Annotated in this window: 14 protein-coding genes; 7 read left to right on the top strand and 7 right to left on the bottom strand. The window is 68.0% G+C overall.

Going from position 1 to position 18,610, the window contains the following annotated elements; all coding sequences use genetic code 11:
* The first annotated feature begins 32 nt into the window (after nt 1–32).
* Nucleotides 33–392, top strand: coding sequence for a cytochrome c family protein (locus ASC70_RS13585; protein ID WP_056050904.1), 360 nt, complete (start codon nt 33–35; stop codon nt 390–392).
* Between the two features lie 124 nt (nt 393–516).
* Here ASC70_RS13585 and ASC70_RS13590 read toward each other — a convergent pair whose 3' ends face one another.
* Entirely contained in the window at nt 517–1,347 is an 831-nt protein-coding gene (locus tag ASC70_RS13590) for a DUF1080 domain-containing protein (RefSeq protein WP_056050906.1), read from the bottom strand.
* Nucleotides 1,348–1,525: 178 nt separating this feature from the next.
* On the opposite strand from ASC70_RS13590, the gene ASC70_RS13595 reads away from it, so the two are divergent.
* A complete protein-coding gene (locus ASC70_RS13595; RefSeq protein ID WP_047405943.1) occupies nt 1,526–3,274 on the top strand; it encodes a GMC oxidoreductase in 1,749 nt (582 codons plus the stop codon).
* Nucleotides 3,274–3,849 (top strand): gluconate 2-dehydrogenase subunit 3 family protein, encoded by a 576-nt coding sequence (locus ASC70_RS13600; RefSeq protein WP_056050908.1) that lies wholly within the window; start codon nt 3,274–3,276, stop codon nt 3,847–3,849. The genes ASC70_RS13595 and ASC70_RS13600 overlap by 1 nt, the downstream gene beginning before the upstream one ends.
* Before the next feature lie 15 nt (nt 3,850–3,864).
* Here the strand turns inward: ASC70_RS13600 and ASC70_RS13605 are convergent, their stop codons facing one another.
* Entirely contained in the window at nt 3,865–5,958 is a 2,094-nt protein-coding gene (locus ASC70_RS13605) for a beta-galactosidase (RefSeq protein ID WP_056050910.1), read from the bottom strand.
* Between the two features lie 219 nt (nt 5,959–6,177).
* On the opposite strand from ASC70_RS13605, the gene ASC70_RS13610 reads away from it, so the two are divergent.
* On the top strand, nt 6,178–7,872 hold the full coding sequence (locus tag ASC70_RS13610; RefSeq protein WP_056050912.1) for a beta-xylosidase: 1,695 nt from the start codon (nt 6,178–6,180) through the stop codon (nt 7,870–7,872).
* Between the two features lie 788 nt (nt 7,873–8,660).
* Here the strand turns inward: ASC70_RS13610 and parE are convergent.
* The 3 genes from parE to ASC70_RS13625 form a co-directional block, all read right to left on the bottom strand.
* Entirely contained in the window at nt 8,661–10,772 is a 2,112-nt protein-coding gene (gene parE, locus ASC70_RS13615) for a DNA topoisomerase IV subunit B (protein WP_056050914.1), read from the bottom strand.
* A gap of 114 nt (nt 10,773–10,886) precedes the next feature.
* Nucleotides 10,887–12,251, bottom strand: a complete 1,365-nt coding sequence (locus ASC70_RS13620) for an amidohydrolase family protein (RefSeq protein ID WP_056050916.1) — start codon at nt 12,249–12,251, stop codon at nt 10,887–10,889.
* A complete protein-coding gene (locus ASC70_RS13625; protein ID WP_056050917.1) occupies nt 12,251–13,723 on the bottom strand; it encodes an amidohydrolase in 1,473 nt (490 codons plus the stop codon). Before ASC70_RS13625 ends, ASC70_RS13620 begins: the two co-directional genes overlap by 1 nt.
* A gap of 175 nt (nt 13,724–13,898) precedes the next feature.
* Here ASC70_RS13625 and ASC70_RS13630 point away from each other — a divergent pair, with 175 nt between their 5' ends.
* A complete protein-coding gene (locus ASC70_RS13630; protein WP_056050919.1) occupies nt 13,899–14,258 on the top strand; it encodes a Kazal-type serine protease inhibitor family protein in 360 nt (119 codons plus the stop codon).
* On the opposite strand, the gene ASC70_RS13635 is transcribed toward ASC70_RS13630, so the two are convergent.
* On the bottom strand, nt 14,255–14,977 hold the full coding sequence (locus ASC70_RS13635; RefSeq protein ID WP_056050922.1) for a hypothetical protein: 723 nt from the start codon (nt 14,975–14,977) through the stop codon (nt 14,255–14,257). The genes ASC70_RS13630 and ASC70_RS13635 overlap by 4 nt on opposite strands.
* A gap of 85 nt (nt 14,978–15,062) precedes the next feature.
* On the opposite strand from ASC70_RS13635, the gene ASC70_RS13640 reads away from it, so the two are divergent.
* On the top strand, nt 15,063–15,959 hold the full coding sequence (locus ASC70_RS13640) for a LysR family transcriptional regulator (protein ID WP_056050924.1): 897 nt from the start codon (nt 15,063–15,065) through the stop codon (nt 15,957–15,959).
* The gene (locus ASC70_RS13645; RefSeq protein ID WP_056050926.1) at nt 15,956–16,348 is read left to right on the top strand and encodes a putative quinol monooxygenase; all 393 of its coding nucleotides are present in this window, start codon (nt 15,956–15,958) and stop codon (nt 16,346–16,348) included. Before ASC70_RS13640 ends, ASC70_RS13645 begins: the two co-directional genes overlap by 4 nt.
* Before the next feature lie 60 nt (nt 16,349–16,408).
* Here the strand turns inward: ASC70_RS13645 and ASC70_RS13650 are convergent, their stop codons facing one another.
* Nucleotides 16,409–18,589 carry a TonB-dependent receptor gene (locus ASC70_RS13650; RefSeq protein WP_056050927.1) on the bottom strand — a complete coding sequence of 727 codons (2,181 nt, stop codon included), beginning with the start codon at nt 18,587–18,589 and terminating at the stop codon, nt 16,409–16,411.
* Between the last annotated feature and the right edge of the window lie 21 nt (nt 18,590–18,610).

Genomic DNA, 18,610 nt, shown 5'->3' on the forward strand with positions numbered 1-18,610 from the left:
GTCGCCGCCAAACCCCTGACGGAGTTCCTTTTATGAAGTTCCAGTTCATGCTCGCCGCCGTTCTGACCGGCCTGGCGACCAGCGCCGTCGCCGCTCCCTCGGGCCAGGCGGTGTTCGAGCAGCGCTGCTCGGTCTGCCACTCGGTCCAGCCCGCGCCGGGCAAGATGGGGCCGCCCCTGGCCGGCGTCGTCGGCCGCAAGGCTGGCACGGCCGCCGGCTACGCCTATAGCGGCGCCATGAAGGCCTCGAACATCACCTGGACGCCCGAGGCGATCGACACCTTCCTCAAGGGGCCGGCGAAGCTGGTCCCCGGCACCAAGATGCTGATCGGCGCGCCTGGCCCCGAGGACCGCGCCGCCGTTATCCAGTATCTGGGCTCGCTGAAGAAGTAGCCCATTCCCCTCTGTCATCCCGGCCAAGCGCGAAGCGCGCCGAGCCGGGACCGCCGGAAGCTCCGAGCTTGTTGCGGTCCCGGCTCTTCGCCGCGCTACGGCCGGGATAACAGGATTTGTGCCCTCAAGGCGCCGTCAGCTCCTGGATCTCGACGTCCTTGAACTCGATCGGATGACCCTCGCTCTGCAGGGCGATATAACCCTCCGTCACAGGTACCGCGCCGCGCGCCAGGATGTAGGGCTTGGCGCCGCCCGCCACCGTGTCGTCGGGATCCAGGGTCACGCCCGCATAGTGGTGGACGACCACGCCGTTGATCTTGTGGAAGACCTCGCCGTTTGGCCGGACCTCGAGCTCGGCCTTGACCCAGGTTCCGTTGGGGATGGTCGGGGCGTTGGCCGACGGCGTGCAGTGCTCTTTGACCTTGGCGCCGTCGATGGTGATGGTGATGCCCGGCGTGCAGACTGCGCCGGTCGGGCGAGGGGCGTCACCGTCCTTGCCCAGCAGCTGGAACTCGACGGAGACGGGGAAAGGCTGTTCCACCGTCATGCTTTCCGGGCTTTGGCTGGCGAACATGATCCCGCTGTTGCTGCGCGCCCAGGTCGGGGTGTCCGGCAGGCCGCCTTCGGTGAGGAAGCGGTAGGAGAGGCGCAGGCGGTAGGCCTTGAACGGCGTCTTGTAGAACAGGTGGCCGAACTGGCCGTCCAGCTTGTCATAGCCGGCATAGGAGACGCGGATCACGCCGTGATCGACGACGAAGGTCTGGCGGTAGTTCTCGCCAGCCGGATGCTTGGCGACCTTCGGCGTCCAGCCGTCCAGGGTGCGGCCGTCGAAGAGCGGCTTCCAGGCGCCCGCCTTCACGTCCTGGGCGAGCGCTGGCCCGTTGGCGCCGAGCGCGAGGCCGCCCAGCAGCAATCCCACGGCGGCGCGGCGCGCCCAAACGGTCTGTTCGGTCATGGCTTCCTTGTTCCTCCCAGGGGCGCGGCGATTTTTCAGCGAAATGCCGAGCTTTCTTGCAATGTAACCCATTTCATGGAAGCCTCCAGGCAAGAATGAAGGGTTCATCGAGGTCGGGGCGTCGTGTTGCGTAAGCATACCGGCGCGGTCCATCGAGCGGACTGCGAAGGGAGTGAACATGGCCAATGTGAACGGCCGCGCGCGTCGGAAAAACACGTACGACGCGATCGTGGTGGGCAGTGGAATCACCGGCGGCTGGGCGGCCAAGGAGCTGACCCAGAAGGGCCTCAAGACCTTGGTGCTCGAGCGCGGTCCGATGGTCCGCCACCTCGAGGATTATCCCACCGCCGTCATGGATCCCTGGCAGACGAAGTACCCGCAGGGACAACTGCCGCAGGACGAGCTGAACGCGCACTATGCCGTCCAGAAGCGCACCGGCTACACGATGACGGAGTATACCAAGCACTTCTTCGTCCGCGACGACCAGAACCCCTATACCGAGGAAAGCCGCTACGACTGGATCCGCGGCTATCACGTGGGCGGCCGGTCGCTGACCTGGGGGCGCCAGAGCTATCGCCACAGCCCGATCGACTTCGAGGCCAACGCCCGTGAAGGGATCGGCGTCGATTGGCCGATCCGCTACGAGGAGCTCGCGCCCTGGTACGAGCATGTCGAGCGCTTCATCGGGGTCTCCGGCCAGGCCGAGGGCCTTCCTCAGCTTCCCGACGGCCACTACCAGCCGCCCATGGAGATGAACTGCGTCGAGAAGGCCTTCAAGGCCAAGTCCGAGGCGCGCTTCCCCGAGCGGCGGGTCACCATCGGCCGCGCCGCGCACCTGACCGAGCCGACCGAGGAGCAGCTCAGCCTGGGCCGCACCAAGTGCCAGTACCGCAACATGTGTATCCGCGGCTGTCCGTTCGGCGCCTATTACAGCTCGAACTCCGGGGGGCTGATCGCGGCCGAGCGCACCGGCAACATGGTGATCCGGCCCGCCTCGATCGTCACCTCGCTGATCTATGACGAGAAGGCGGGCAAGGCGACCGGGGTTCGCATCCTCGACGCGAACACGCGCCAGGAGGAAGAGTTCTACGCCGACGTCGTGTTCCTGTGCGCCTCGGCCTTCAACTCGGCCTGGATCATGATGAACTCAACCAGTTCGCGGTTCCCGAACGGCTTCGGCAATGGCAGCGACCAGTTGGGCCGCAACGTCATGGACCACCACCTGGGCGTCGGCGCCAGCGGCGAGGCGCCCGAGTTCGCCGACATGTACTATTCCGGCCGCCGGCCAAACGGCATCTATGTGCCGCGCTTCCGCAACCTCGGCGACGCCGCGACCAAGCGGAACGACTACCTGCGTGGCTTCGGCTACCAGGGCGGCGCCGGCCGCTCGGGGTGGGATCGCGACCTTGGCAATCGCGCCACCGCCGACCGAGGCTTCGGGGCCGCGCGCAAGGCCGCGCTCACCCAGCCGGGCCCGTGGACCATGGGACTGGGCGGCTTCGGCGAGATCCTGCCGTATGAGGACAACCGCATCACCCTCAACCACGGCGTCAAGGACGAGTTCGGCCTGCCGACCCTGTCGATGAACGTCACCATCCGCGAGAACGAAATCGCCATGCGCCGCGACATGCAGACCGCCGCGGCGGAAATGCTGGAGGCGGCGGGCTTCAAGAACGTCAAAGGCCGCGACGACGGATACGCCCCCGGCCTGGGCATCCACGAGATGGGCACGGCGCGCATGGGCCGCGATCCCAAAACCTCGGTGCTGAACGCCCACAACCAGGTCCATGAGTGCAAGAACGTCTATGTCACCGACGGGGCGGCGATGACCTCGGCCTCGTGCGTGAACCCGTCCCTGACCTATATGGCGCTGACCGCGCGGGCCGCCGACCATGCGGTCCAGGCGCGCAAGAGGGGAGAGCTGTGATGCTGAGCCGACGCGACACGATCCGCGGCCTGGCCCTGACGGTCGGGCTGGCGACGACCGGTTGGGCCGAGCGCGCCATGGCGGCCGCGCCGGCGCCGGCGACCTTGGCCTGGACTCCCACGGCCCTGACGCAGGACCAGGCCCGCCTGGTCGACGTGGTGGCCGAACTGATCATTCCCGCCACCGACACCCCCGGCGCCCGCGACGCCGGCGTGCCGCAGTTCATCGACCGCACCGTGGCCACCTATTACAACAAGGGACAGGCGGAGCGGTTCGTGGCGGGACTGACCCGCATCGACGCCGACGCCCGCGCCACCCATGGCGACGCCTTCGTCGCGCTGACGCCGCAGCAGCAGGTCGAGCAGTTGACCCGCTATGACCAGGAAGCCACGGCCGCTCGGGCCCAAACCCCCGCGGAGCCGCACTTCTTCCCGGCTCTCGAGGACCTGGTGACCGTGGGCTACTTCACGTCCGAGCCCGGGGCGACGGTGGCGCTGAAATACGAGCCCGTGCCCGGGGCCTATCATGGCTGCGTGCCGCTGGCGGAGATCGGCCGCGCCTGGGCCCTGCGGTAGCGACAGCGCGCGGCGTTAGCGCTGCTCGATGATCGCCACGCCCCAGGGCGGCAGGTCCAGCGCGGCGCCGTCCTTCACCGGACGGCCAGACAGCAGTTCGGTCCCGCCGCCCAGACCTTTGGTCACCTGTTGCGGCGAGGCTGAATAGTTCAGGACGTAGCGAACGGCGCGCCCGTCCGGCAGCGTCCCGCCACGAACGATGAGCGGAAACCGCGTCTCGGGGATCTCGACGCCGGCGCGTTTGACCTCGCCCGCGAGGATCTTCTCGATCGTCGCGTCGGTCGGCATGAAGCCGACATAGCTGACCTCGCCCCGGCCATAGGCGTTGCGCGTCATCGCCGCATAGGCCGGCCAGGACGGATGCTTGTAGCGCGCCACCACGGTCGCGGTCGTCGGGGTCAGGAACTCCATCCACCAGCGGGCCGTGTTGTCCTTGTCGCCGACGCCGAACGGGTCGCCGTCCAGGCTGACGCCCTCGGGCTTGGTGAACTGCTCGTAGCGCACGCCCGCCGCCTCGGTGATCCCGCCCGGCTGGGGCGTGTAGCGCACCTTGGTGTTCTCGTCCGAGAAGCCGCTCTTGAACGTGTAGATCAGGTGGCCGCCGGCCTTGGCGTAGGCGTTCAGCCGCTCGATCTCGGCGTCGCTGGCGGCGTAGAGCGCCGGGACGACGATCAGCTTGTAGTCGCTAAGCGGCGTGGCGGACGACGGCGACAGGATGTCGACCTCGACGTTCATGCGATAGAGCGCGTCGTAGAACGGCCGCATGACGTCGTTGTAGCCGATGTCCGGGTTGATCTTGAACGCGTCGAAGCCGCTCAGCGCGGTGTTGCTGACATAGAGCGCCACGCGATTGCGCTTCTTCATGTTGACCAGTTTCGGGCCCAGCCGCTTAAGGTCCGCGCCGATGGTCTTGGCTTCCTCGTAGACCGCGTTGGGCCGGTAGTCCTGCGAGAGCACGCCGCGCCAGTAGGTCTCGATGGCGTTGGCCGTGCTGGCCCAGTGCCAGTACTCGACCATGTTGGCGCCGGAGGCCAGGTGGCTGAAGGCCTGCAGCCGCAACTGGCCGGGGTAGGGCGTCCATTCGGGGAAGCCCTGAGCCTCGGTTTCCAGCACCAGATAGTTCTGTCCGTCGCGCATCGAGCGGGTCAGGTCGCCGCCGAAGGCGATCTCGGCGCCGGTCAGCTTGTCCTGGCTGGGGTGGTAGATGTCGATGCCGGCGACGTCGAGCGCCTTGGCCGCCTTCCAATGATCGACCTCGGGCTGGACGCCGAACGAGTGCCCGCGCCAGGCGAGGTCGAAATTGTGGGTGATGAACTGCCCGGGCCGGGCATGGGCGCGCACGAGGTCGGTCTGCCAGGCCAGGAAATCGGTGACCAGGTCGCGCTGGAACTGCGCGAAGGCGTTGGAGAGGCTGGCGTTGATCGAGCCGTTGACCGACGGGAAGTCCTCCCAGCGGTTGATGCGGTTGCTCCAGTAGTCGAGGCCGTAGGCCTTGTTCATCGCCTCGAGATCGGGCCAGCGACGCTTCATGGTCTCCACGAAGGCGGCCTGCACATTGGGGCCGCTGGTCTTGTAGGCCTTGGTCTCGTTGTCGACCTGATAGCCGATGACGGCCGGATGGTCCTTCACGTGATCGACCAGGGCGACGATCACCCGCTCGGCCGCCCGGCGGTAGTCGGGGTCGGTGATGTCCATGTTCTGCCGCCAGCCGTACTCCGCGCGGCCCTTGGGCGTCACCACCAGGACATTGGGATGCTCGCGCGCCAGCCAGGTGGGGACGGCGTAGGTCGGCGTGCCGACGATGACCTTGATCCCGTGCCGCTGCATCGCCGCCAGCATCCGGTCGACGTGGCTGAAGTCGTAGACCCCTGGCTGGGGCTCGAGCGTGCCCCAGGTGGATTCGGCGATCCGGACGACGGTGATCCCCGCCGCCTGCATCATCCGGGCGTCCTCCTCGACACGGTCGGTCGGCGTGTATTCGTCGTAGTAGGCGACGCCGAACAGGATGGTGTCGGGAAGCTTGGCGGCGGCGGAGGCGGTCCCTTCGCCTCCCAGCGCAAACAAGAGCGCGAGCGCCGCGGCGCACAGGCGTCGATCGAGTTTGAGCATGCCGGCCTCCCTTATTATTGTCTGACTAATAGCCGCCGGCCGTGTTGGCAAGCTGGCGGCGACCCTTTGTCTTCGCCGTACGCGGGCGACGGAGGCAACCGCGACGCTCGAGCTTGGCCAGCTTGCCTTTTGTCTTACAATTGCGGTGGCCGGCGCGATCATCCGTGCTAGGTCATGGCGAAGGGCGTCAGGCAAGACGCCGATCGGGAGGGCGGAGACATGCGCAGGACTGTCGGTGTTGGGCTGTTGACGGCCCTGTTGTCGGCCGGATCGCCGGCTTTCGCCCAGGCGCCCGCCGCCATCCCGGTGGCCATCACCGTCGACGCCGCCAAGCCGATGGGCGAGTTGCGGCCGATCTGGCGGTTCTTCGGGGCCGACGAGCCGAACTACGCGACCATGAAGGACGGCCGCAAGCTGCTGGACCACCTGGGCGCGCTGAAGCCCAAGGCGGTCTATTTCCGCACCCACAACCTGCTGAACACCGGCGACGGCACGCCCGCGCTGAAGTGGGGCAGCACCAATGTCTATACCGAGGACGCCGACGGCCGCCCGGTCTACAATTGGACGATCCTGGACCGCCTGTTCGACACCTACCTGGCCAAGGGCGTGCGGCCCTATGTCCAGATCGGTTTTATGCCCCAAGCGCTGTCGACCCACCCGGAGCCCTACCAGCACGCTTGGCGGCCGGGCTTCGACTACAACCTGATCAGCGGCGGCTGGGGCTATCCGCCCAAGGACTACGACAAGTGGTCCGAGCTGGCCTATCAGTGGGTCCGCCACTGCGTCGAGCGCTACGGCCAGGCCGAGGTCGAGACCTGGTATTTCGAGGTCTGGAACGAGCCGAACGGACCCGCCTATTGGAAGGGCACGCCGCAGGAATTCCAAAAGCTGCACGACTACGCGGTCGCCGGCGTCCGGCGGGCGCTGCCCACCGCCAAGGTCGGCGGACCGGACGTGGCCGGCAGCGGCGGTCAGTTCATGGAGGACTTCCTCACCCACATCTCGGACGGGACCAACTACGCGACCGGCCAGAAGGGCACGCCGACCGACTTCCTGGCCTTCCACGCCAAGGGCTCGCCGCGCTTCGTCGACGGCCACATCCAGATGGGGATCGCCACGCAGCTCGCCGGTATCGACAAGGGCTTCAGCATGATCGCCGCGCGGCCGGCGCTGAAGGCCAAGCCGATCGTGATCGGCGAGTCCGACCCCGAAGGCTGCGCCGCCTGCCAGGGGCCCAGCTTCAGCTACCGAAACGGCACGGTCTATTCCAGCTACACCGCCGCCAGCTTCGCCCGTAAGCACGACCTGGCCGCCAAGCGCGGCGTCACCCTGGATGGCGCCCTGACCTGGGCCTTCGAGTTCGAGGACCAGCCCTATTTCGCGGGCTTCCGGCAGCTGTCCAGCAACGGCCTGGACCTGGCGGTGGTCAATGTGTTCCGGATGTTCAGTCTGATGGGCCCCGAGCGGGTCGAGGCGACCAGTTCCGGTCAGATCCCGCTGGACGAGATCATCGCCAAGGGCGTGCGAGGGCGTCCCGACGTCGGGGCCCTGGCCAGCCTCGGGGCCGACCGCCTGGCGGTCATGGTCTGGAACTATCACGACGACGACGTGCCGGGGCCGGCGGCGGACGTCCAGCTGGTCCTCAAGAACCTGCCGCGCGCCTTCGCTGGGGCCAAACTGGTCCAGTACCGGGTCGACGAGGACCACGGCAATGTCTACGGCGCTTGGCGACGGATGGGCTCGCCGATGGCCCCGACCAAGGCGCAGTACGACGCTCTGGAGGCGGCCAGCGGCCTGACCACGATCGACACCGCGCCGCCCTCGCGCGCCAAGGACGGGTTGACGCTGACGTTCCAGCTGCCGCGTCAGGGGGTGTCGCTGCTGGTGCTGGAGAAGCCGGGGTCTCGGCCGTAGGCGGAGGTTTTCCACCCAAGCGAGGCCGCCCGCCAGAATCCCTCTCTCATGGAGAGAGGGAGGGGCCCGCCGCCGCAGGCGGTGGGAGGGTGAGTGGGTAGGCGAAGCCCCTGGACGATCTTGGCGCTGTCGAGGGACTCAGTGCCGGCACGCCGGCTGAGGGTGTAACCACTCACCCTCCCACGCTTCGCGTGGGCCCCTCCCTCTCTCTCAGAGAGAGGGATTCACGGGGCGACCACGGGGATTGAGGGCGCTGTATCCCCGGCGTTCGCGAAACCGAACCCAGCGATTTCAACCGCTTCTCACTTTTACGCGCCGCTGAATGATCCGCGTTCAAAACCCCCGCACAATCATCGCTGTCCCCGTCGCAAGGGGAGGGCGCTTGGATCCGGCCCGAAGCGGCGATGGGGATAGGTTGAGCGGGGCCGCTGGCGGTCCCCGGCGGCCTCGCCAGGTCGCGCGGCTTACTCTTTAGGAGCGCGTGCGAGTGGCGGGGTCGTCCGGGACCAAATCGTCAGCGGAGCGACAGGGCGGTGATCGTACAAGCCGCCTATCGTGGATCGCCGAGCTGGAGACGGAATAGCCGATCCAGTTGGTCCAATCCGGGTTCGCCCGGCCGCTCCGTCGCCTCCCCACCTAACTTCAGCGGATCGCCGCGTGAAGCCGATGTCACTTGCCCCCACCTGACCACGCTCCGCGTGGTCGTCCGCCCCCGGAGGGGGCGGAAGGATGACCTTCTTCCCCCTCCGGGGGAGGAGCGCGAAGCGCGGAGGGGGCCAGTGATGAACCTACAGATCCAGGTCCGCGGTCGCGAACTCGGCGTTCTCCTGGATGAACCGGAACCGCAGCTCGGGCTTGCGCCCCATCAGGGTTTCGACCAGTTCCTCGACGCTTTCCTCGTGGCGGGGCAGGGTGACGCGGGCCAGGGTGCGCTTCTTGGGATCCATGGTCGTTTCTTTGAGCTGGGCGGCCATCATCTCGCCCAGGCCCTTGAAGCGGCCGATCTCGGGCTTCTTGCCCTTGAACACCGTGGCCAGCAGCTCGTCCTTGTGGGCGTCGTCGCGGGCGTATTCGCTCTTGCCGCCGTGGGCGATGCGGTACAGCGGCGGCAGGGCCAGATAGAGGTGACCCTGGCGGATCACGTCCGGCATGGTCCGGTAGAAGAAGGTGATCAGCAGGCTGGCGATGTGGGCGCCGTCGACGTCGGCGTCGGTCATGATGATGATGCGGTCGTAGCGGAGGTCTTCCTCGCGATACTTGTTCCCGCCCTGGGCCCCCAGGGCCAGCATCAGGTCCGACAGTTCCTTGTTGGCGGAAAACTTCTCGCCGGTGGCCGAGGCGACGTTCAGGATCTTGCCGCGCAGGGGCAAGATGGCCTGGTACTTGCGGTCGCGGGCCTGCTTGGCCGAGCCGCCGGCGCTGTCGCCTTCGACGATGAACAGCTCGGCCCCGTCGACCGCGCCGCCGGCGCAGTCGGCCAGCTTGCCGGGCAGCCGCAGCTTGCGGGTCGCCGAGGCGCGGGTGACTTCCTTGTCCTTGCGGCGCTTGAGGCGCTCCTCGGCCCGCTCGATGACGAATTCCAGCAGGGCCTGGGCGTTCTTCGGGCTCGACGAGAGCCACAGGTCGAACGGGTCGCGCAAGGAGGCTTCCACGAAGCGCTGGGCCTCGGAGGTCGAGAGCTTCTCCTTGGTCTGGCCTTGGAATTCCGGGTTCTTGATGAACACCGAGATCAGGGCCCCGGCCTGGGCGACCACGTCGTCGGCGGTGATGATCGTCCCGCGCTTCTCGCCCTTGAGCTCGGCATAGGCCTTGAGGCCGCGGGTCAGGGCGGCGCGGAAGCCGCTCTCGTGGGTGCCGCCTTCGGGGGTGGGAACCGTGTTGCAGTACGACTGCATGAAGCCGTCGTGCTCGCCGAAGCCCTGCGGCGTCCAGGTCACGGCCCATTCGACCGCGCCAGCCTCGCCCTGGCGCTCGATACGGCCCGAGAAGCTCTCGGGCGTGACGGTGTTCAGGCCCTTGGTCCGCTCGGCCAGGAAGTCGGCCAGGCCGTTGGGGAAGTGGAACGTGGCCTCGGGCGGGGTCTGGTCATGGATCCGCGAGGGATCGCAGGACCATTTGATCTGCACGCCGCGGAACAGATAGGCCTTGGAGCGGGCCATGCGGTACAGGCGGGCCGGCTTGAAGGCCACGCCCTCGCCGAAGATCTCGTCGTCGGGCTTGAAGCGCACCATGGTGCCCTTCTTGCGCGACGGGCCGACCTGCTGGATCGGACCCAGCGGCTTACCGCGCGAAAAGACCTGCAGGTGCTCGAAGCCGTCGCGCCAGACGGTGACCTCGACCCGCTCGGACAGGGCGTTGACCACGCTGGCGCCGACACCGTGCAGGCCGCCGGAGGTCTCATAGGCCTTGCCGGTGAACTTACCGCCGGCGTGCAGGACGGTCATGATGACCTCCAGCGCCGACTTGCCGGGATATTTCGGGTGCGGGTCCACGGGCATGCCGCGCCCGTCGTCCTTGACCGACAGGAAGCCGTCGGCGTCGAGCTTGACCTCGATCGTCTTGGCGAAGCCGGCCACGGCCTCGTCCATCGAGTTGTCGAGGACTTCGGCGAACAGGTGGTGCAGCGCCCGCTCGTCGGTGCCGCCGATGTACATGCCCGGACGCTTGCGAACGGGCTCCAGCCCTTCCAGCACCTCGATGTCGGCGGCCGAATAGTCGCCGGGAGCGCTGGTCTTGGCGGGCGTCGGCGGCGGGGCGGCCTTCGACGACGGCGGCGGCGGCGGGATCGGGCGCGGCGTCGGCTCGACGTGCGGCTCCACGCTGGCCTGGAACGGCGCGGCGGGGACGGGCGCCAGGGCGTCGTCGTCGAACAGGGAGGGGATCTTTTCGGAGGACATCAGGGCAAGTCTAGGCGATTCGAACGCGGGGGCCTCGTATGGCCTCGCCGCCTTCCCCTGAAAAGCGAAATCCGCCCCCAGCGAACTGGGGGCGGATCAGCGGGTCGGTCTCGAAGCCTAGCGGTAAGCCGGCGGGTATCCGCTGGCGTCGGTGGTCGCGTAGCGGTCGCGCAGCTGGGTCTGGCGGCTGTCCTTCGGCTGCTCGACGCCGCCGACGAAGACGTTCAGCGGCCAGCTGGTCGTCTCCAGCGGATCACCGTTCCAGACCACGACGTCGGCGACCTTGCCGACGTCCAGCGAGCCGATCTTGCCGTCCTGGCCCCAGATCTTCGCCGGCGTCAGGGTCACCGAAGCCAGGCCGGCCGCGTACGGCAGGCCGTTGGCGACGGCGAGGCCGGCGTTCAGCCGCTCCTGGCGCAGATTGTTGAAGTCCCGCGCCCCGTTGATCGCCACCGAGACCCCGGCGGCGTTCAGGCGAGCGGCGTTGTCGAGCCGCGAACCCAGGGCCTCGAAGCTGTCGGGCAGGTCGGCCTGCGGATCGACGATGACCGGAACCCCGGCCTTGGCGATCTCGGCGGCGACCATCCAGCCTTCCTCGACGCCTTCGAGGATGATCTTGATCTTCTCCTCGGCCGCCAGCTTCAGGGCCTGGCGGATGTCGGCGGCGCGGGAGACGCGGATCAAAAGCGGCGTCTTGCCCTGCACGACCGGGATCAGGGCCGCCAAGTCGAGGCGCGACAGACCGAAGTCGCGGGTCGCGCCCTGCTCGAAGGCCGCGCGGCGGCTGGCGAAAGCGCGGGCGTCCTCGAGGGCCGAGCGGATCAGCACGAGGTCGGCGCCGCGCGAGCCGCCGGCCGCCCGGGCCCCGCTCTCGCCCAGCGAGACGGTGACGGCCAGCTTGGCGGCCTCGACGATGTCGGGCGAACCGGCCTTCAGGCGAATGAACGCCGCCTGGCCGCCGAACAGCGGCGGGTCGCCCGCGCCGTCCTTGCCGGCGGTCATCTCCTCGACCACGCCGTCGTCGGCGTGTTCGCTCGCGCCGCCGCCGGTTCCCGACAGCACCGGTACGACGGCCGAGCTGGTGACGCCGCCGTCGCGGGCCAGGCCGATCATCGGCGAGGCCGGATTGACGCTGTAGCTAATGTCGAAGGCGGCCGAGAGGGCGCTGCCGGTGCCGTCGTCGCGGGTCTCGCGGACGCCGCCGATCTCGGAGGCCGACAGGTTCGACGACGAGGCGACCAGGCCGGGGGTGACGACCCCGCCCTTGGCGTCGATCACCGTGGCGCCGGCCGGGATGGCGACATTGGGGCCGAGGGCGGCGATCTTACCGTCCTTAATCACCAGGGTTCCGGAGGGGATGGCGGCGCTGGACACCGGCTCGATCCGAGCATTGACGATGGCGACCGTCTGAGCGGTCGCGGGGAGGGCCAAGGGGAGGGCGAGCGCGCAGGCGGCGCTGGCGAGAAGCAGTGACCGGGTCATCAGTTGAACGCTCCCTGGCCGGGCTGGCCGAGCTCGAAATCGGACTTGGGCTGGAAGCGCTTGTCCTGGCGATCGTAGATCAGCGCGCCGTCGATGAAGACCTTCTCGGCCTGGGCGTAGACGCTGAACGGGTCGCGGCTCCAGACCACCAGGTCGGCGGCCTTGCCGGGCTCCAGAGAGCCGGTCTTGTCGCCGATGCCCATGGCCTTGGCGGGGTTGGCGGTGATCCACTTGATCGCCTCGGCCCGGCTGATGCCGTAGCCCAGCTTGTTGCCGGCGGTCATGGCGATGGCGGCTTCCTGGTTCAGCCGCTGGGTCATGATCGGGTCGTCGGAGTGGATGACGACGCAGGCGCCGTTCTTCCACAGGATGGCGGCGTTGGCGTCGATGCCGTCCAGGCTCTCCATCTTGAAGCCGGTCCACGAGGCCCAGGTGGCCGAGCAGATGCCTTCCTTGGCCAGCAAGGGCGCGATCTTGTAGCTCTCGATCGCGTGGTGGAACATCGTGATCTTGTAGCCAAACTCCTTGGCGATATCGATCATCGTGGCCTCTTCGTCGGCCCGATAGCAGTGGTTCTGCACCAGGATCTCGCCCTTCAGCACCCCGGCCAGGGTCTCCAGCTGCAGGTCGCGCTTGGGCGGGTCGGCCTTCTCGCCCTTCTGCTGCTTGGCGCGGAAATCGTCCCACTTGCGGGCGTAGTCGGCGGCGTCGATCCAGGCCTTGCGGTAGCCGAACACGTTGCCCATCGCCGTCGACGGCGAACGGCTCTTGCCGCCGTAGACGCGCTTGGGGTTCTCGCCGCAGGCCATCTTCAAACCGTAGGGCGCGTCCGGGAACTTCATGGCCTGGGTGGTCAGGGCCGGGACGTTCTTCAGGGTCACAGAGCGACCGCCGAACAGGTTGGCCGAGCCGGGGAGAATCTGCAGCGTGGTCACGCCGCCGGCGCGGGCCCGGTTGAAGCCGGGATCCTGCGGCCAGACCGAATGCTCGGCCCAGACCTGGGCGGTGTTCGGATCGGTGGCCTCGTTGCCGTCCGAGCGGGCCTGAACGCCAGGCGAGGGATAGACGCCGAGGTGGCTGTGGGCGTCGATGATGCCGGGGGTGATCCACTTGCCCTTGGCGTCGATCACCGCGACGTCGGCCGGGATCGGGGTGTCGGAACCGCCGACGGCCGTGATCTTGCCGCCCGAGACGAAGACGACGCCGTTCTCGATCTGCTGGCCGGTCGCGGTCAGGACGGTGGCACCGACGAAGGCTGTCGGCCGCGAGGGGAACGGCTGATAGGTCGACGGGAAGCCGGTCGAGGCCTGGCCGTCCAGGCCCTTGGGCAGCGGCTTGGCCTCGGCCTTTTCGGCCGGCTTGGCGGGCGCGGCGGACGTTTTGGCCGGGCCGCCGGCCCCGGTCGTCGCGCAGGCCGAAAGCCCCAGCGCGAGCAGGCTCACGGCCGTCGCCGCGCTACGCCATCTGATCATGAAAAACCCCGACTCTCGAAGAGGCTGGAAGGACAGACGAAAAGAACCGGGTTATCAAGTCGAACAGCGTCCGTCGGATGCATTTGCCGGCAAAATCGTTGCGCGGCGCTCCCATGGACATCCGGGGAAGCGCGCGAAGCGTTCTACAGACCGGCTCGCCTATCGGAGGTCTTCCATGCGCCGTCTGCTCGCTTGCTTCGCCGTGATCCTGCTGACCGCTTGCAGCGCGCCCGCCTCGACAACGCCTGGAGCCGGCGCGCCGCCGGCCCAGTCGCCGAGGACGCCTGTCGCCGAAGGCGGCATGTGCGGCGGCTTCGCCGGCTTCCAGTGCCAAGCGGGCCTGACCTGCCAGATGGAGCCGGGCGTCTGCGGGCGGATCGCCGATGCGGCCGGCGTCTGCAGGAAGGCGCCGCAGGTCTGCACCCGGATCTACAAGCCGGTGTGCGGCTGCGACGGCAAGACCTACGGCAACGCCTGCGAGGCGGCCGCCAAGGGCGTCAGCGTCACGGCCGAGGGCGAGTGCAAATCTCGCTAGGGCAGGCGGCTGAGCTTGGGCTTGTACGACCAACTCTCGACCTCGATGGCGTCGACCAGGGCGGCCGCCTTCGCCGCGGTGGGGCCGTAGGTCGCCGTCAGCAAGCCCGCGAGATCGCGCGGACGGCCGGCGAGCTCCGCCCACGTCTGGCGCGGGACCAGCAGGAGATAGTCGCCCGCCGCACCGCCGCTGACCAGGCGATACCAGCTGAGCGACAGGCCCTTTCGGTCTCTGGCCGCCTCCGTCAGGGAGATCTCGAACGCGGCGACATCGGCGGGCGCGACCTTGACCGCATAGGCGTCGAGCACCGCGCTGGGCTTGCGGTCTTCGAGCGTGCGGGCCGTGCTGATCTCGGGCCAGAACTCCAGCGCCGAATAGACCCGGGCCTTGGCGAACGGCAGGACCTTGGCCTCCATGTCGGCGCCGTCGCCAGCCGGATCTACCCGATGGTCCATGGCCGAGAACGGGATCCCGAAGGTCCCGTCGATGAACAGCCCGGTCCTCGGTCCGCTGGTCACGTACCAGCCATACCAGGGCAGGGTGTCGCCATGGGCGGCGTGCCAGCCCAGATGCGCCGCATAACCGGCCTCGAAGGCGCTCTGCTGGCCGCGGTCGATATCGTAGGCGAACAGGAAGGCGGCGGTCGGCGACTGAGCGCGGACGGCGCTGGCCAGCGACAGCGCGCCGGCGAGGGCGATCCAGAAATGGCGTCGGGTCATGAGCTCCTCCTGCGGAAGAGCTAGCGGCGAACGGCGGTCGGGGATATTTCGAACGAAGAGGCTTTTTCTTTCGGATTCCGAAATCATGCGGCACGCGGATCTGCGCCGGGCGGCGGTGTTCCACGCGGTGGCGGCGGCCGGCGGCATCGCGGCGGCCAGTCCGCGCCTGGGCAAGTCGCCGCCGGCCATCCACCACGACCTCAAGCGCTTCGAGGCCGAGATCGGCCGGCCGCTGTTCGAGCGGGCGGGCAGGGCGCTGCGACTGACGGCGGCCGGCCAGGCCCTGTTCGAGTCCGTCGGCCGCGCCCTCGACGAGGTGGAACGCACCCGCTGGCGGCTGAGCCAAGAGGATCCGGCCCTGCGGCCACTGCGGATCGCCACGGTCTCGGCGTTCGGCCGTTATCGGCTGGCGCCGCGCCTGATGCGGAGCCTGCCCACCGATCGACCGCTGGAGCTGACCTTCGGCACGCACGAGGCGGTGCTGGCGGCCGTGTCGAGCGGCGCGGCCGACCTGGGCGTGACCTATCGGCCGGTCACCGCCGCCCCGATCCAGTCCAAGCCGCTTGCCGAGGAGGAAATCGTCCTGGCGATTGCGGGGGCAGCCGTCGAGCCCGCCGATCTGGAGGCGATGGCGACGACGACCTTCACCACCTATGACGAGTACGAGTTCGTCTTCGGTCACTGGTTCGAGACCGTGTTCGGCCGCCAGCCCGACAGCCTGCGCCGGCTGGACCATACCGGCGAGATCGAGGAGGCGATGGAAAGCTGCGCGGCCGGACGCGGGGCGATCATCGCGCCGCTGGACCTGGTCGAAGCCCCGGCCTGGCGGGAGCGGGTGCGGGTGATCCGACCGACCGGCTTGCCGCTCTGCCTCAATACCCTGCATCTGTTGGGTCTCGGCGCGATGCTGGCGTCGGCGGATGCTGACATGATCCGGTCCGCGGTTGGCGACAGTGCGCGTATGGAGGGAACCCGCGGATGACGAATACGATGATCGACCGACGCGGGGCGCTGGCCGGCGGCCTGGCGCTCGCCGCGCTTTCGTCCAAGACCCAAGCTCAGGAGAAGAGGCCCATGTACGGACTGATCGGCCAGATGCTCGCCGCCCCGGGCAAGCGCGATGATCTGCTGGCGATCCTCGGCGAGAGCACGGGTGGCATGCCCGGCTGCCTGAGCTACGTGATCGCCAAGGACCCGACCAACGCCGATGCGCTCTGGATCACCGAGGTATGGACCGACAAGGACGCCCACGCCGCCTCGCTGAAGCTGCCGGCCGTGCAGGCGGCGATCGCCAAGGCCCGGCCGATCATCGCCGGCTTCCCGCAGCATTTCGAGACCATCCCGGTCAGCGCCCACGGCCTGAAGAGTTAGTCAAAAAGAAAAAGGCCGGGGATCGCTCCCCGGCCTTTCCTGTCTCGGATCCGAAAGGTCCTAGAAGCGAGCGTCCAACGAGACGCCGATGACGCGCGGTTCGTTGACGAAAGCGGTCAGGTTGTTGAAGTCGATCGCGCCCTTGATATTGCTCTCATTGGTGATGTTGCGAGCAAAGGCCGCGACTTCCCAGCCGCCTTCCTTATTGGCGTAGCCCAGCTTCAGGCCGCCCTCGAAGTCGCCCTTCGAGTAGAACTCCTTCGATTGGTACAGGAACAGGTTCGTGTAGCCCTGGACCTTCCAGTCGGTGAAGGCGAACAACTCGCCCGAGGCGACCGGATAGGCATAGCGAGCGGTGAAGTCGAAGGTGTACTTCGGCGCGTTCGGGAACGGGTTGCCGTTCACCAGCGCCTGGCCGGCGGCGTTCAGAGGATCGGTGACGGTGCAAGCCGCGCAAGGTGCGACGGCCAGGGTGCTGTCCTTGATCTTGGTGTGGGCGTAGCTGTAGCCGGCGGTGACCACGAAGTTCGGGGTGACCACGAACTCGCTGTCCAACTCCAGACCGTAGGCCTCGCCCTTCTTGGCGTTGATCAGGCGGTTGGAGTTGCTGCCGCCGCCGACGGCGCTGAACTGCGGATCGTCGATGGTGTAAGCGAAGACCGCGCCGTTCAGGCGGACGCGGCGGTCCATCAGCTCGCTCTTCAAGCCCAGCTCATACGACATGATCGTCTCCGACTTGGCGGCCGAGGCCGGCGAGAAGAAGGCGATGTCGCGGCCCTGGATCGACGGGCCGCGGAAGCCCGAGGCGACCTTGGCGTAGACGCTGACGTCCTCGTCGACCTTGTAGAACGCCGACAGATCCCAGCTGACCTTGGAGTCGGAGACCGAGACCGGCGCGGCCGGGTTCGGGCCCGACACGACGTTCATGTCCTTGTCGTCGTCGGTGTAGCGCAGGCCGCCCGTCAGGGTCAGCTGGTCGCTGACCTTGTACGAGGCCTGACCGAACGCCGCCCAGGCCTTGTTCTTCTGGCGCAGGGTGGTGACCGGCGCGAAGAACGGGTTGGTGGCGATGTCGTACTTGGTGTCGAAGTAGAAGCCCCCGACCTGCCAGCTCAGCGGGCCGTCGGTGTCGCTGGCCAGCCGGACTTCCTGGGTCCACTGGAACAGGTTCTTGATGCCGTCGATGCTTTCCGACTGGAACGGGATGAAGCCCGGGCCGGTCGGGTTGCCGCCGTCGATGTCGCCGCGGCTGGAGCCGTGGGTGTTCTCGTAGGCGGTGATCGACGTCAGCTTGGCGCCGCCGAAGTCGTACTCAACGTTGGCCGACGCGCCGACGCCCTTGTATTTCTGGGGATTGCCGGCGCCGGCGTCGAAATAGACGGTGTCGCGGTCGTAGTTGCCGTTGAGCTTGTTCGAGCCCTTGGTCAGGATGTTGGCGCGGAACACGGCGGCCGTGCCGTCCAGGTCGCGGCCATGGACATTGAACAGGGCGCTCAACTGGTCGGTCGGGGTGAACAGCACCTGCAGTCGGGCGGCGCGTTCGTCGAAGCCGCCCAGGGCGTCGTTCTTCTTGGTGTAGGCGTTGTCGATCCAGTTGTCGCGATGCTGGATCAGAAGCGAGGCGCGCGCGGCGACCTTGCCCGGGACGATGGCGCCGCCGACGCCGCCGTCGAAGGTCATCGTATTGTAGCTGCCATAGGTGGCGCTGGCGCGGCCCTTGAACTCTTCGCTCGGCTTGGCGGTGTCGAACTTGACGATGCCGGCGGTGGTGTTGCGGCCGAACAGCGTGCCTTGCGGGCCGCGCAGGACTTCGACGTGGTCGAGGTCATAGATCGGCGAGCTCTTCAGGACGACGTTTTCGAGGACGACTTCGTCCTGGATGATCGACACCGGCTGCGAGGCGGCCAGATCGAAGTCGGCGTTGCCCAGGCCGCGGATGTAGAAACGCGGTGCGGCGCGGCCGTTCGAGGACTCGGCATAGAGGCCCGGCGCCTTGGCCGACAGCGCCAGGATGTCTTCGCCGGCGGCGAAGGTCGCCTGCAGGCGCTCGCCGCTGATGGCGGCGACCGAGACCGGCACGTCTTGCAGGTTTTCACTGCGCTTCTGAGCGGTGATGATCACTTCGCCGACCTTGGTCTCCTGGGCGAAGGCGGCCGGCGCGACGGCCATGGCCGAGGCGAGAGCGGTCAGGCCGCACGACACGGTCAGGGCGCGACGAAGGGAGCGGTTGAGCTGGGGCATGGAGAGATCCTGTTGTGATCT

Origin of the sequence: Caulobacter sp. Root343, assembly GCF_001425745.1 — a bacterium.
Classification (GTDB): domain Bacteria; phylum Pseudomonadota; class Alphaproteobacteria; order Caulobacterales; family Caulobacteraceae; genus Caulobacter.